Raw genomic sequence first — 13,312 nt, forward strand, 5'->3', positions numbered from 1 at the left:
TGCAGGGTATCCGGCGCGGCCCGCGACCCCCGGCCGGCGGGCCGGCTCGTCAGGTGACCGCGGGGGGACGCGCGGCGACCGCGGGGGACGGGGCGGCCGGGACCGGCGCCCCCGCGGCCGGGCGCCAGGCCGGCAGCTCGTGGGCCAGGCGGCGCAGCGCCTCGTCGGCGGACAGGTCGGTCCGCAGGTGCCCGCCCCGGATGACGAGCCGGTCGACGATCGCGTGCGGCAGACGGATCCGCAGCGCGTCGCCGCTGGTCCGCGCGGCCCGCGTCAGCTGCTCGCCGTCGAGGCCCGGCAGCAGGACGAGCAGCCGGTGGTCGGACCATCGGCCGGTGACGTTCGGGGGCAGGAAGAGCTGCTCGAGGACCCCGAGCGCCTCCCGGACGTGCCCCTCGCCGGTGCCGGCCAGCGCGTCGGTGGGCAGCTCGAGCAGCAGCGCGCCGACGGTGCGGTCCAGCACCGCGAGCTGCTCGGCCCGCTCCTGCAGCGCGTCGCGCCCGTGGGCTCGGGCGTCGACGGCCTCGGCCGGATCCGCCTCCCCGCTCCGGTCGCGCTCGAGCCGGTCCAGGTGCTCCTCCGTGACGTCGCGGTGGTTCAGGACCGCCGCCGCGCCGGTCGCCCGCGGCAGGCCGGCGATCCGCAGCGAGAACCAGCGCAGCTCGTCCGGGGCGTGACAGGCGTACTCGATCTCGAACTCGCGGCGCCGTCCCTCGAGGACCGCGCGCAGGCCGTCGGCGACGGCTCGGGCGTCCGGATCCCCCACGTCGCAGACCGCGAGGTAGTCCGCCCCCTCCCACTCCACCCCCGTCCACGCGTTGCGCCGGGCGAACGCGCGCCACGCCGCGTTCACGTGGAGGACGCGCCCGTCGTGATCCACGAGCGTCACGTGGTCCTCGAGGGCGTCCATCGCGGCACGCATCTCGGCGAGGCGGACGTACTCGGGATCGGGGGGCATCGACATGCGCAGGACTCGGATCGGTCGGGTGGGGCACGGTGCACGGCGCCCCGTCCATCGATGCGGTACCCGCCCGGCTCCGCGATTACCCACCCCGGCGCGGGACCGGACGAACGGCCCCTCGTCAGCCCGCGACGACACTCGCGGCGCGGTCGAGGATCTCGACCGCCGCGTCGTGGAGCTGCGCGCCGATCGACGCGTCCGCCTTCCCCGCGCGCGCCCGGGCGCAGGTGCCCTCGAGGATCACGGCGAGCTTGAACCCGGCCAGCGCGACGTACCAGTCGAGGTCCGCGAGGTCCCGCCCCGTCCGCTCGGCGTAGCGGCCGGCGAGCTCGCGCCGGTCCGGCAGCCCGCCGAGCGTCGCCAGCTCGCCCGCGATCAGCGCCGGGCGGCCGGGCTCCGGCCACGTGACGAGCATCCAGCCGAGGTCGAGCAGGGGATCGCCGATCGTCGCCATCTCCCAGTCGACGATCGCCGCCACGGCGGGGGCGTCGGTCCGGAACATGACGTTCGCCAGGTGGTAGTCGCCGTGCATGACGCCCGGCGCGAACGTCGCCGGCCGGTGGCGCTCGAGCCAGGCGGCGAGCTCCTCGACGCCGGGCAGCCCGTGGTCCGCATCGCCGGTGAGCTCGGCGTAGCGCGCCAGCTCGCCGCGCCACCGGGGGACCTGCCGCTCGAGGAACCCGGCGGGGCGCCCGAAGTCGCCGAGACCGACCGCCTCGTGGTCGACGAGCGCGAGGGTCGCCAGCGCGTCGACCATCGAGATGCCCATCGCGTGACGCGCCGCCGCGTCGTCGGCCACGCCGTCGGGCAGGCCCAGGACCGGGTTGCGCCCCTCGACCCGCTCGGCCAGGTAGAAGACCGAGCCGCCGAGGACGTCCGGGTCCTCGCACGCCGCGACGACCCGGGGATGCGGGACCGGCGTCGGCGCGAGCGCCCGGAGCAGGCGCATCTCGCGGCGCAGCGCCTCGTTCGTGCGCTCGCGCGGGTGCAGCGGGCCCCGCCGCAGCACGACGTCCAGCGCGCCGGAGCGGAACGCGACCATGATGTTCTGGGTGCCGCCGCCGACGGCGCGCACGTCCTCGACCGGGGCGTCGCTCGTGCCGCTCTCGCGCAGCCACGCGGTCAGCCGGTCGAGGTCGACGCCGGGGATCGCCGCGGTCGGCTCGTGCATGCCGCGAGCCTCGCACGTCGCGCGGCCGCGGTGGGACGATGGCGCGGCGCCGTCCTCAAGCGGCCGGCAGGTCCTCGGGACGGTTGACGTTGCGCAGCAGGACGGCGGGGTCGCCGTGGACGCGGAGCTCGTCGTCGCCCAGGACGGCGGCGCCCAGCGCCTCGACGGTCGTCACGACCGGCGCGCCGGCGTCGGCCGCCCGCTCCAGCGCGTCGGCGTGCTCCGGTCCGAACCGGCCGAGGAGGGGGTGCAGCCGGCCGGCGCCGCGCACCACCACGAGCGGCTCGGGGCGCGCGGCGAGGGCGGCGAGCAGGCCCGCCGGCACCCCGGGCAGGTCGACCGGGAGGACGACCACCGGGGCCGCGGCGCGTCGCAGGGCGGCGGCGACCCCGGTCAGCGGGTGGCGCGGGGCGGCCGGCTCGCGCCAGCGCTCGACGGGCAGGGCCGGCAGGGCGCTGTCGTCCTTCGCCACGACGACGGGACGGAGACCGGCGTCCTGCGCGGCGGCGACCGCGTGCGCGAGCAGCGGCCGCCCGTCGAGCAGGACGCCGGCCTTCGGCGTGCCCATCCGCCGGGAACGTCCGCCGGCGAGGATCACCGCCACCCGTGCCTCCATCGCCGCCAGTCTCGCATCGCCCGGCGTGGGGAGACGACGGCCCATCGACCCCCGGAACGGGGTGTCCGCGCCCCGGGTGTCCGCGCGGGGAACTCGACTAGGCTCGGGCGCGATGCCGCCCGTCGACCCCACCCGCCGCGCCGGGAGCACGACCGTCGCCGACGCTCGCACCGTCGCGATCACGATCGGCGGCGAGCACCCGACCGCGGTGGAGCGCCTGTCGCCGGCCGCCGCGGCGGGCCGGGTGCTCGCCGAGGACGTCGTCGTCCCGCTGAGCCTGCCGCCGTTCGACAACTCCGCGATGGACGGCTTCGCGGTCCGCGCCGCCGACACCGCCGCCGCCCCGGTCGCGCTGCCGCTGGTAGCCGAGTCGCGGGCGGGGCATCCCGCCGCGGAGGGTCTCGTCCCCGGGACGGCCGCTCGGATCAGCACCGGCGCCCGGATGCCGGAGGGCGCCGACGCCGTCGTCCGCGTCGAGGACGCCGACGAGGAGGACGGCGCGGTGCGCGTCCGCGTCGCGGTGACCGCCGGCCACGACGTGCGCCGCGCGGGCGAGGACGTCCGCGCCGGCGAGCCGGCCCTCGCCGCCGGCGCGCTGCTGCACGCCGGGCGGATCGCGCTGCTCGGCGGCCTCGGGATCGCCGAGGTCGCCGTGGCCCGGCGGCCGACGGTGACCGTCGTGGCCACCGGCGACGAGGTCCTCGTCGGGGGCGGCGAGCTCGCCGACGGCCAGGTCCACGACGTCAACGGGCTCGTCCTGCCCGCGCTGCTGGCCGCGGCGGGCGCCGGGACGGTCGACGTCGTCCGGGTCGGCGACGACCGCGATGCGACGATCGCCGCGATCGGCGGCGCCGGCGGCGACGTCGTCGTCACCTGCGGCGGGGTCTCGGTCGGGCGTCACGACCACGTGCGTCCGGCGCTCGCGGCGCTCGGCGCCGACGAGCGGGCCTACGGACTGGACCTCCAGCCCGGGCGCCCGACGTGGATCGGGACGCTCCCGGCCGCGGACGGGCGCGGCGCGCGCCCGGCGTTCGGCCTGCCGGGCAACCCCGCCTCGGCGCTCGTCACCGCCGCGCTGCTCGTGGTGCCCGCTCTGCGCGCGATGACCGGCGGGGTCGTGCCGCCGCCGCTGCGCCTGCCGCTGACCGAGGCGGCGCCGCCCGGGCGCCGGACGCGCGCCCTGCGCGCCCGGCGCGTCGCCGACGCGGACGGCATGGCCGTCGCGCTGCTCGGCCCGCAGCAGTCGCACCGCCTGCGCCCGCTGGCCGACGCGGACGCGCTGGCGATCGTCCCCGCCGCCGACGCGCCCACCCCCGCGGGCACGCCGGTCGACGTGCTGCCGCTGCCGGGCGCGGAGGCCGGGGCGTGAGCAGCGACGTCGTGGGGCAGGATGGGGACGTGCGCGACGGGACGATCGAGGTCGAGGTGCGGCTGTTCGCGGCGCTGCGCGAGTCGGCGGGCGCGGACCGGATCGCGCTGCGGCTGCCGATCGGCGCGACGGCGGGCGACGCGTGGCTCGCGGCCTGGGCGTTGGTCGACCAGGACCCGCCGGCCGCGCTCGAGCACGTCGCCCTGGCGGTGAACCGCGAGTACGCGAGCGCCGGCACGCGGCTCGGGTCGGGCGACGAGGTCGCGTTGATCCCCCCGGTCTCCGGCGGCCAGGACCCGGGTGCCGTCCGCGTCGTCCACGCGGCCGTCCGACGCGCGCCGCTGGACCAGGCCGCGCTGCACGCGCTCGTCGCCGACCGGCGCGCCGGGGCGATCGCGACGTTCTCCGGGACGCCGCGCGACGTGCCGCAGCTCGACTACGAGGCGCACGAGGAGATGGCGCGCGAGCAGATGGCGGCGATCCTCGCCGACGTCGCCGCGCGACACGGCGCCTGCGCGATCGCCGCCGAGCACCGCGTCGGACCGGTGCCGTGGCCGGAGCCGGCCGTCGTGGTCGCCGTCTCCACGCCGCATCGCGACGCGGCGTTCGCGGCCGCGCGCGAGGCGCTGGACCGGATCAAGGCCTCGGCGCCGATCTGGAAGGAGGAGGTCGACGGCGAGCGGCGCGCCCGGCCGGCGGGGACGCTGCCGGCGCGCGAGGGGATCCCCGCGACGGTCCCGGCGCCCGCGACGTCGCCCTCGGCCCCCGCGGCGCCGGTCCCGGCCGACGACCCGGAGCTCGGCCGGCCCGGCGGCCTCCTCCCGCACCTCCGTCCGGACGGCGGGGCGACGATGGTCGACGTCGGCGCGAAGCCCGTGACCGCCCGCCGCGCGGTCGCCGCGGCGCTCGTGACGATGTCGCCGGCGACCGCCGCCCTCGTCGAGCGGGGCGACCTGCCGAAGGGCGACGTCCTGGGCACCGCGCGGCTCGCCGGGACGCTCGCCGCCAAGCGCGTCCCGGAGCTCGTCGTCCTCGCCCACCCGCTCCCGCTGAGCAAGGTCGACGTGCGCACGACGGTCGTCGCGTCGCGCGGCGAGGTGCGGATCGAGGCCGAGACGCGGACGGTCGGCAAGACCGGCGTGGAGATCGAGGCGATCACCGCCGCGCTGATCGCCGCGGTGAACGTCTACGACATGGTCAAGGGGATCGAGCGCGGCGCGACGATCGGGCCGGTGACGCTCGTCCACAAGAGCGGCGGGCGCACGGGCGACCACGACGCGCCCGCGCCCTGGGAGGACGCCGCCGCGCGGACGCCGGGTGCCGCCGGCCCGCACGCGGTCGTCGCGGCGCGGCCCACCCCCGGGGCGGCGCCGTCCGGCGCCACGACGGACGCCGTGTCCTCCTCGGCCTCCCCCGCGCCGACCCCGTCGCCCTCCGGCGCGTCCGCGCCGCGCCGGGACGCGCGCCGGCCGGTCGACCCGCCGATCCGGGCTGCACTGCTGACCGTCTCCACCACGCGCGCCGGCGGCCCCGCCGAGGATCCCGGGACCCAGGCCCTGCGCGCGCTCGCCGCCGGTCTGCGCGCCGAGGTGGCCGTCGCGGAGCGGGTCCGGGACGACCGCGCGGCGATCGCCGCCGCGATCGCCCGCTTCGCCGACGAGCACGCCGTCGACGTCGTGCTGACCGCGGGCGGCACGGGGATGACCCTCGACGACGTGACCCCCGAGGCGACGCTCGAGGCGTGCGACCGCGAGGTCCCGGGGATCGCCGAGGCCCTGCGGCTCGCCGCGCGCGAGCACACCCACGCGTGGCCGCTCTCGCGCGGCGTCGCCGCGGCCCGCGGCCGGACGCTCGTCGTGAACCTGCCGGGCACGCCGAAGGCGGCCGGCGAGGCGCTGCCGGTGCTCGAGCCGGTGCTCGACCACGTCGTGCGGCTCCTGCGGCGCTGAGGCGGCGTCGCGTCCCCCCGGCCGACCCGGGCAGCGGCCGCACGCGCCGAACACCCTGTTCGGCTAGCGTGCGGCCATGCCCACCGTGACCGACGAGACGACGACCGTCCGCACCTCCGACGGGGTCGCGCTGGTCGTCGAGGACGTCGGCCAGGGGGACCCGATCGTCCTGCTGCACGGATTCCCCGACGACCGGACGATGTGGGACGGCGTCGTGCCGCTGCTCGTCGCCGGCGGGCACCGGGTGATCCGCTACGACCAGCGCTCGGCCGGCGCGTCCGACGCGCCCGCGGGGGTCGGCCGCTACGCCGCGGACCGGATCGTCGCCGACGTGCTCGAGGTCCTCGACGCGCGCGGCGTCACCGAGCCCGTAACGCTCGTCGGCCACGACTGGGGGGCGATGATCTCCTGGATGGCGGCGATCGCGCACCCCGCCCGGTTCCGCCGCCACGTCGCGCTCTCCGTCGGCCATCCCTCCTCCTACCGCTCGGCCGGCCTCGAGCAGCAGCGCAAGGGCCTCTACGTCCTGCTCTTCCAGGTGCGCGGGCTGCCGGAGCGGCTGCTGCTGGCGTCCGACCTGCGGCTCGCGCGGCGGTTCCTGCGGACGCATCCGCGCTTCGAGCACGTGCGCGCCCACGTGACGCGGCCCGGGCGGCTCACCGCCGGGATCGACTGGTACCGGGCGAACCTCGGCGCGCTGCTCACGCGCCGCTGGGGCCGCTGCCGCGTGCCGACCCTCGGGGTCTTCAGCACCGGCGACGACTACCTCACCGAGCGTCAGCTCGTCGGCTCCGCCCGCTACGTCGACGGCGAGTTCGCCTACGTCCGGCTGCCCGGGCCGGGGCACTGGTTCCCCGTCGAGGAGCCGGAGCGGACCGCCGAGCTCGTGCTCGGCTGGGCCGCCCGCTGAGCGTCGTCGGCGCGGCGGGTCGGGCCGGGGCCGCGATCAGGAGGGCGGCGCGGGGATCGGCGACGCCGCCAGGGCGGTCGCCACGGCGAAGAGGTTGCTCGCGCACGCCTTGCCGGTGCTGATCGTCCAGTCCTTCTCGTCGGTGGTCGACCACTCCTCCTCCCCCGGTCCCGGGCCCTTGTTCCAGTAGGTCCAGTTCTGGGGCGGCTGCGTGTAGCCGATGTCGTTGAGCGCGCCGCCGACCTCGCCGATGCAGTGGTGGGCGCCGTCCTCGTTGCCGGTCACCACGACGCCGGCCACCCGGTTGTACGCGACGGGCACCCCGTCGTCGTCGGTCTCCGAGAGGAAGGCGTCCATCCGCTCGAGCACGCGCTTGGAGACGCTCGACGGCTGACCGAGCCACGTCGGGGTGGCGATGATGAGGATGTCGGCGGCCAGCACGCGCTCGCGCAGCGCCGGCCACTCGTCCCCGTCGGAGACGGCCTCCGACACGACGCCCGGATCGACCTGGTGGTCGACGACGCGGATCGTCTCGGTCGTGACGCCGCGCTCGGCGAGCGCGCCGAGGACGACCTGCGCCAGGTCGCCGGTGTTCGACGGCTCGGGGGAGCGCTTGAGGGTGCAGTTCAGGCAGAGGGCGTGCACGACCAGGGGCTACCCGCGCCCCTCCCGCCACGAAACGTCCGCCCGGGACGCGAGCCCGCCGAGCGGCGGCTGGCTGACCCCGAAGGTCGCCGGCTCCCGGCTCAGGGCAGGTCGGTCCGGCGCGCGTAGAACGCCGCCCAGGTGGCGCGCGCCAGCGCGGTGGCCACGGCGGCGTCCTCCGACGGCGGCCGCTCGTCGGCGATGTGCCGCGCGACCGCCCGCTCGATCCCCCACGCGACGAACCGCACGGTGGCCGGGACGTCGAGATCGGCCGGCGCGCGGCCCGCGCGCTGGTCGGCGGCGATCGCGTCCTCCCAGACGGCGGCGAACCGATCGACGAGCGCCTGCCAGTGCGCGGCGACCTCGCCGTCGTACGCCGCGACCTCGGTCACGGCGGCCAGCGTCCCGGCGTGCGCCCGGTACTCGCCGATGACCTCCGTGATGCCGATCTCGAGGCCCTCGAGGCTGCGGTCGCGGTCCTCGACCCACGCCTCCGCGATCGCGAAGAGGTCCCGCGTGGCGGCGTCGCTGAGCCGCATGAGCAGGTCGACCTTGTCGGCGAAGTTCAGGTAGAAGCTCGACCGCGCGATGCCCGCCTCGTCGGCGATCCGCTGGACGCCGACGGCGGTGAACGACTCCCCCGCGGCGAGCAGCCGCTCGACCGCCTCGAAGATGTGGCCCTCGACCGTCCCGCGACCGGCGCGGCCGTTCTTCCCGCGTCGGGTCACCGAGGCCATGCGGGAAGCGTAGGGATGCCCGGCCCGGCCGGGGGCCGCGATCGACGTCCGGCCGGGCGCTCAGCCCGCGAAGACCTGGACCCAGTAGTGGCGCCAGGGACCCCCGGTGGCGTAGCCCACCCCGAGGACGCGGTAGCCGCGGCGCCGGATGTTCGCGCGGTGCCCGGGGCTGGCCATCCACTGCCGGCAGGTCGCCGCCGCGCCGGCGTTGCCGGCCGCGATGTTCTCGCCGATGGTGGTGAACCGGCTCGTGAAGCGCCGGACCCGCTCGCGCGGCCCGCGGCCGGCGGGGTCCTCGTGGGCGAAGAAGCGCTTCGTGCGCATCTGCCGGGCGTGGAGGCGCGCCGCCCGCGTGAGCGGCGAGGAGCGCCGCAGCGTCGGGAGCCCGCGCGTCGCCCGCTCCCGGTTCACGCACTGGAGGATCTGCCGCTCCTTGCTCGCCGCGGACGCCGCGTCGGCGGCGGGCGGCCCCGCGGCCGGCAGCACGAGCGCCAGGGCCGCGGCGGCGACGGCGAGCCGCGCGAGCATCCGGCCGGCGGAGCCCCGCCGGGACGGCGCGACGGCGAGCCCGCTGCGCCGCGGCACGACGACGGTGGCGCGCTGGACGGGGCGCTCGTGTCCGCGGGTGAGCGGGCGGATCCGGCGATCGCGCAGCACGAGGGGCACCATGACACCGAGCTCCAGCCGCGCGAGCCGCTCGCCCGGGCAGCGCCGTCGGCCGCCGCCGAAGGGCAGGAACGTCGCGGGACGCTCCGCGTCCGGGAACCGCTCGGGCCGGAACGCGTCCGGCGCGGGGAAGGCGTCGGGGTCGCGGTGCAGCAGGCCGATCGGCACGAGCACGTCCGTCCCGGCCGGCAGCCGGTGGCCGCCGGCGTCCAGGGGCGCACGCAGCCGGCGCAGCGCGCCCATCGCCGGCGGATCGAGGCGCAGGCACTCGTCGAGGACCGCCGCGAAGCGCGGGTGCGCGTCGCCGGCCTCGGCCAGCTCGTCGGCGAGGTCCGGATGGCGGCCGAGGCGCTCGAGGACCCGCGTGAGCGCGATCGCCGGCGGCTCCTGGGCGGCGGCGAGCACGACGAGCAGCTCGGCGACCGCGTCGTCGGCCTCGGCGGACGGCCGAGCGCGCAGGAGGGTGCCGAGCAGCCCGGGACCCGGATCGCCGGCCCGGCGACGCGCGGCGAGCTCGGCCGCCAGCAGCGGGCGGAGCAGCCGCAGGCGGCGCTCGACGACCGCATGGGCGACCGGGCCGACGAGCGGCACGTCGCGATCGGGCGGCGTGAGCGGCGGATTGCCGGGCGTGGCGAGGACGCGCTGCATCGCGTCCACGAGCCGTGCCGCCCGCTCGTCGTCCTCCACGCCCAGGACCTCCCGGACGAACACCGCCTGCAGCAGGCGCCGCGCCCGCGGCAGCAGCCGCGTCGGCCGCGCGGCCGGCCACGTCGCGAGGTGCTCCGCCGCGATCCGCTCGATCGCGCCGCGGCGCTGCTCGAGGCGGTCCCCGTCGAACGGCCCGGACGAGCGCTCGCGCAGCGCTCGGTGCGCGTCGCCGTCGCCGCCGAAGAGCGACCGCGCCGAGGCCTGCGGCAGGACGGACCGGCGCGCGGCACCCGCCGCGGCGATCTCCGGGTCGCCGCCCACGAGCCGCAGCGCGGGCTCGGGGTCGGCGACCACCACCGTCCGCGCGCCCAGGGGCGTGCGCACGGTGAAGACCGGGCCGTAGCGCGCGCGGCAACGGCGCAGCGCACCGAGCGGGTCGCGCGCCAGCAGCGGCGCCTGGAGCGCGCTCGGGGCGGACGGGCCGGGCGGCAGCGCGGGGTCGGGGTCGGGCGCGTCGACGGGCACGCCGACCGGCTACCCGCGGACGCGCTCCGCGATCCGCCGCCCGCGGAGCGGCGCTCCGGGCGCCGGACGCCGTCCCGCCGCCCGGTACGGTGCGGGCGGTCGCGTCGACGCGACCGCCCGTCGCATGGCCGCTCCTCCGCCCCCCGCCCCCGACGCCGCGCCGTCGAGCCCCCGGGTCGAGCGCCGGCGCGAGCGCGCCCGCCAGCGGCTCGTCGCCGCGGCGCGCGAGCTCATCGCCGAGCGGGGCGTCGAGGCCACGACGCTGCGCGACGTCACCGCCCGCGCCGACGTCGGCTTCGCCTCGCTCTACCACCACTTCTCCGACAAGGACGCCCTCGTGGCCGCCGTCTTCGCCGAGGCGCTCGAGGCGGTCGCCGCGGTGGCGATCGGCGTGGCGAAGGACCTCGACGACGCCGCCGAGGCGGTCGCCGTGGCGCACCGGTGGTTCATCCGCCTCGCGCACGCCGACCCGCCGCTCGCGCGGCTCGTCGTCCAGCTCGACGGCGTGGATGCGCTCTTCGCGCGGCAGCTCGCCCACCACGCGCGTCCGGTGTTCGAGCGCGGGATCGCCGAGGGGCGCCTCGCGATCGACGACCTCGACACGATGCTCGCCTTCACGATGGGCGGCACGCTCGGCGTCCTGCGGTCCGCGCTCGCCGGCGAGCTCGACGAGGACGTCGGTCGACGCAGCGCCACCGTGCTGCTGCGCGCCGCCGGCGTCCCGCAGGCGGAAGCGCGCGCGATCGCCGCTCGGCCGCTGCCGGGCATCGCCGGCATCCCCGCGGCGGGCTGATCGGGCCGGCGGCGCGGGCCGCGCGGGTCGGCCGGGCCCGCTGGGTGCCTGCGGCTGCGGCTGCGGCTGCGGCTGCGGCTGCGGCTGCGGTGAATGAATACTTGTTCATTCGGGAGCCGATGCTCTATAAGTGACTGACGTCACCCTCTCGCGACCGGAGCACGCCCGTGGCCCTCGTCAACTCGATCGACCCCGACCACGCCCGTCAGCGCCTGGAGCCCTGGCTCGCGGCGCGCCTCGGCGTCCCCGCCGTGACCGTCACGGACGTCGTCGTCCCCCGCGCGAGCGGTGTCTCCAACGAGACGGTCCTGCTCGACGCGGCGTGGGAGCAGGACGGCGACGTCCGGCGGCGGAGCCTCGTGGTCCGCGTCGCGCCGCCGGCCGGCACCGGCGTCACGCCGACGACCTACGACCTCGGAACGGAGCTCGCGGTCCTCCGGGCGCTGCGCGGCAGCGCGGTCCCGGTGCCCGAGGCGCTCTGGCACGAGCCGGACGCCGACCTGCTCGGCGGGCCGTTCCTCGTCCTCGAGCGCCTGCCGGGCCGGACGCTCGCCGACGATCCGCCGTTCACCGTCTCGGGCTGGATCCATGAGCTCGACCCCGTGCGCCGGCGGACGCTCGACGACGCGGCCCTCGGTGCCCTCGTCGCCGTCCACGCCACCGACCCCGCCCGACTCGCGGACGTGCCCGGGCTGCTGCGGACCGTCGAGGAGCGGATCGCGCTGTACGAGGCGTTCTACGCGCGGGTCGCCGGCGCGCAGCGCGTGCCGGCGATCGAGGCCGGCTTCGCGTGGCTGCGCGAGCACCGGCCCGACGAGCCGGCGGAGCCCGGCGTCAGCTGGGGCGACGCGCGGCCCGGGAACCTCCTCCTCACCGACGACGGCGCGGTCGCCGGCGTCCTGGACTGGGAGATGGTCGGCCTCGGCGCGCCCGAGCTCGACCTCGGCTGGTGGCTCTTCTTCCTCCGGCATCACACCGAGGGCATCGGCGCCCCGCTGCCCGAGGGCCTGCGCGACCGCGACGCGACGATCGCCCGCTACGAGGAGCTCGCCGGCCGGGCCGTCGACCGCGAGGCCGTCGCCTTCCACGAGGCGTTCGCGGGACTGCGGGCCGCGGTGATGATGGTCCGCGCCGCGCAGCTCATGACCGACGCCGGCCTCCTGCCGCCCGACAACGGCATGGCGAGCAACAACCTCATGCTGCAGCTGTTCTGCGCGCTGGCGGGGATGCCCGCGCCCGACGGCGACGGCGTCCACTTCATCGGCAACCGCTGACCGAGGATCCCATGACCGAGCAGCAGATCCCCGAGGTCGTCGAGCACGACGACCGCTCCGAGCTCGCCCACGACTCCGACGGCACGACCTGGTGGCAGGAGAGCGTCGTCGTCGCCTGGCACGACGACGCCGCCGGCCTCGGCGGCATCGTCCGGATCGGGCACGAGCCCCACTTCGAGGGCGGCATCGCCGTCGTCACCGGCGGCGTCGTGACGGATGAGGGCACGAGCTTCCGCCGCAACGCCGCCGCGCCGCTGACCGACGCCGACCGCCCCGAGCTCGGCTTCGGCGGTCTCGGAGGCGCCTGGCGGATCGAGTACGACGGCCGTGCGCGCCTGAGAGCGCAGGAGGACGGGCTGGAGGTCGACCTCGTCGTCGAGGACTTCTACCCCCGGGTCGACTTCTTCCCGAAGAGCGCCGGGTCGCTCGTCGACGAGTTCGCCAGCAACCACTTCGAGACGTCCGGCCGGATCACCGGCACGGTCGTCCTCGACGGGCGCGAGCACGCGATCGACGGCCTCTGCCACCGCGATCACAGCTGGGGCGTCCGGCGGTGGGAGACGATCCTCAACCACCGCTGGACCCCGGTGGTCTTCGGCCCCGACCTGAGCCTCGGGACGATCGTCTGGCACGCCGTCGACGGGTCGCTCGGCGGCTACGGCTACGTCGTGCGCGACGGCGTCGTGACCCGCACGAGCGACGTCCACGTCGGGGTCCGGATCGAGGCGGACGGCATCACGTCGCGGGCGGGGACCGCGACGCTCGTGCTGCCCGACGGCGAGCGGCTCTTCGTCGACCTGCGCGCCGGCCAGGGGCTCCTCAACGAGCACCACGACGTCGCGTGGATCGACGCGATCGGCCGGGCCGAGCTGGACGGCCGGGTCGGCTTCGGCGACCTCGAGATCTCGACGAACCCGCGTGCCGGGCGAGGCCCGATCACGACCTACCTCGGCGGTCGCACCGACGAGGGCCTGCGGCGCGCCTCCTCGACCACGGCGGCGTGACCCGGGCCCGCCGGCTCTCGGGCCCGCTTCCAGCGACGCGGCGC

General features: G+C 77.7%; 12 protein-coding genes. 6 read left to right on the top strand and 6 right to left on the bottom strand.

Annotation, left to right across the window (positions count from 1 at the left end; genetic code table 11):
* Positions 1-49 precede the first annotated feature (49 nt).
* The 3 genes from SK069_RS12320 to mobA all read right to left on the bottom strand — a co-directional run bounded on the left by SK069_RS12320 (position 50) and on the right by mobA (position 2,748).
* Positions 50-964 (bottom strand): PAS domain-containing protein, encoded by a 915-nt coding sequence (locus SK069_RS12320; RefSeq protein ID WP_319954538.1) that lies wholly within the window; start codon positions 962-964, stop codon positions 50-52.
* A 118-nt stretch (positions 965-1,082) separates the two neighbouring features.
* On the bottom strand, positions 1,083-2,132 hold the full coding sequence (locus SK069_RS12325) for a phosphotransferase family protein (RefSeq protein WP_319954539.1): 1,050 nt from the start codon (positions 2,130-2,132) through the stop codon (positions 1,083-1,085).
* Positions 2,133-2,187: 55 nt separating this feature from the next.
* Positions 2,188-2,748, bottom strand: coding sequence for a molybdenum cofactor guanylyltransferase (mobA, locus tag SK069_RS12330; protein WP_319954540.1), 561 nt, complete (start codon positions 2,746-2,748; stop codon positions 2,188-2,190).
* A 112-nt stretch (positions 2,749-2,860) separates the two neighbouring features.
* On the opposite strand from mobA, the gene SK069_RS12335 reads away from it, so the two are divergent.
* From SK069_RS12335 to SK069_RS12355, 3 genes are all read left to right on the top strand, one after another.
* The gene (locus tag SK069_RS12335; protein ID WP_319954541.1) at positions 2,861-4,117 is read left to right on the top strand and encodes a molybdopterin molybdotransferase MoeA; all 1,257 of its coding nucleotides are present in this window, start codon (positions 2,861-2,863) and stop codon (positions 4,115-4,117) included.
* Positions 4,114-6,066 carry a cyclic pyranopterin monophosphate synthase MoaC gene (gene moaC / locus SK069_RS20300; RefSeq protein WP_406628286.1) on the top strand — a complete coding sequence of 651 codons (1,953 nt, stop codon included), beginning with the start codon at positions 4,114-4,116 and terminating at the stop codon, positions 6,064-6,066. Before SK069_RS12335 ends, moaC begins: the two co-directional genes overlap by 4 nt.
* A gap of 76 nt (positions 6,067-6,142) precedes the next feature.
* Entirely contained in the window at positions 6,143-6,976 is an 834-nt protein-coding gene (locus SK069_RS12355) for an alpha/beta fold hydrolase (RefSeq protein WP_319954542.1), read from the top strand.
* A gap of 36 nt (positions 6,977-7,012) precedes the next feature.
* Here SK069_RS12355 and SK069_RS12360 read toward each other — a convergent pair whose 3' ends face one another.
* The 3 genes from SK069_RS12360 to SK069_RS12370 form a co-directional block, all read right to left on the bottom strand.
* On the bottom strand, positions 7,013-7,621 hold the full coding sequence (locus SK069_RS12360) for a flavodoxin family protein (RefSeq protein WP_319954543.1): 609 nt from the start codon (positions 7,619-7,621) through the stop codon (positions 7,013-7,015).
* Positions 7,622-7,722: 101 nt separating this feature from the next.
* Positions 7,723-8,358, bottom strand: a complete 636-nt coding sequence (locus tag SK069_RS12365) for a TetR/AcrR family transcriptional regulator (protein ID WP_319954544.1) — start codon at positions 8,356-8,358, stop codon at positions 7,723-7,725.
* Positions 8,359-8,418: 60 nt separating this feature from the next.
* The gene (locus SK069_RS12370) at positions 8,419-10,197 is read right to left on the bottom strand and encodes a cytochrome P450 (protein WP_319954545.1); all 1,779 of its coding nucleotides are present in this window, start codon (positions 10,195-10,197) and stop codon (positions 8,419-8,421) included.
* A 124-nt stretch (positions 10,198-10,321) separates the two neighbouring features.
* Between SK069_RS12370 and SK069_RS12375 the strand changes: the two genes are divergently transcribed.
* The 3 genes from SK069_RS12375 to SK069_RS12385 all read left to right on the top strand — a co-directional run bounded on the left by SK069_RS12375 (position 10,322) and on the right by SK069_RS12385 (position 13,268).
* Positions 10,322-10,990 carry a TetR/AcrR family transcriptional regulator gene (locus SK069_RS12375; RefSeq protein ID WP_319954546.1) on the top strand — a complete coding sequence of 223 codons (669 nt, stop codon included), beginning with the start codon at positions 10,322-10,324 and terminating at the stop codon, positions 10,988-10,990.
* Between the two features lie 167 nt (positions 10,991-11,157).
* Positions 11,158-12,264, top strand: a complete 1,107-nt coding sequence (locus SK069_RS12380) for a phosphotransferase family protein (RefSeq protein ID WP_319954547.1) — start codon at positions 11,158-11,160, stop codon at positions 12,262-12,264.
* An 11-nt stretch (positions 12,265-12,275) separates the two neighbouring features.
* Positions 12,276-13,268, top strand: coding sequence for a DUF7065 domain-containing protein (locus SK069_RS12385; protein ID WP_319954548.1), 993 nt, complete (start codon positions 12,276-12,278; stop codon positions 13,266-13,268).
* Positions 13,269-13,312 lie beyond the last annotated feature (44 nt).

The organism is Patulibacter brassicae (assembly GCF_033949425.1).
GTDB classification, from domain to species: Bacteria; Actinomycetota; Thermoleophilia; order Solirubrobacterales; family Solirubrobacteraceae; genus Patulibacter; species Patulibacter brassicae.

Coding starts and splice junctions, on each gene's coding strand:
- SK069_RS12320 (WP_319954538.1), bottom strand. CDS start 964: ATGTCGATGCCCCCCGATCCCGAGTACGTCCGCCTCGCCGAGATGCGT.
- SK069_RS12325 (WP_319954539.1), bottom strand. CDS start 2,132: ATGCACGAGCCGACCGCGGCGATCCCCGGCGTCGACCTCGACCGGCTG.
- mobA (WP_319954540.1), bottom strand. CDS start 2,748: ATGGAGGCACGGGTGGCGGTGATCCTCGCCGGCGGACGTTCCCGGCGG.
- SK069_RS12335 (WP_319954541.1), top strand. CDS start 2,861: ATGCCGCCCGTCGACCCCACCCGCCGCGCCGGGAGCACGACCGTCGCC.
- SK069_RS12355 (WP_319954542.1), top strand. CDS start 6,143: ATGCCCACCGTGACCGACGAGACGACGACCGTCCGCACCTCCGACGGG.
- SK069_RS12365 (WP_319954544.1), bottom strand. CDS start 8,358: ATGGCCTCGGTGACCCGACGCGGGAAGAACGGCCGCGCCGGTCGCGGG.
- SK069_RS12375 (WP_319954546.1), top strand. CDS start 10,322: ATGGCCGCTCCTCCGCCCCCCGCCCCCGACGCCGCGCCGTCGAGCCCC.
- SK069_RS12385 (WP_319954548.1), top strand. CDS start 12,276: ATGACCGAGCAGCAGATCCCCGAGGTCGTCGAGCACGACGACCGCTCC.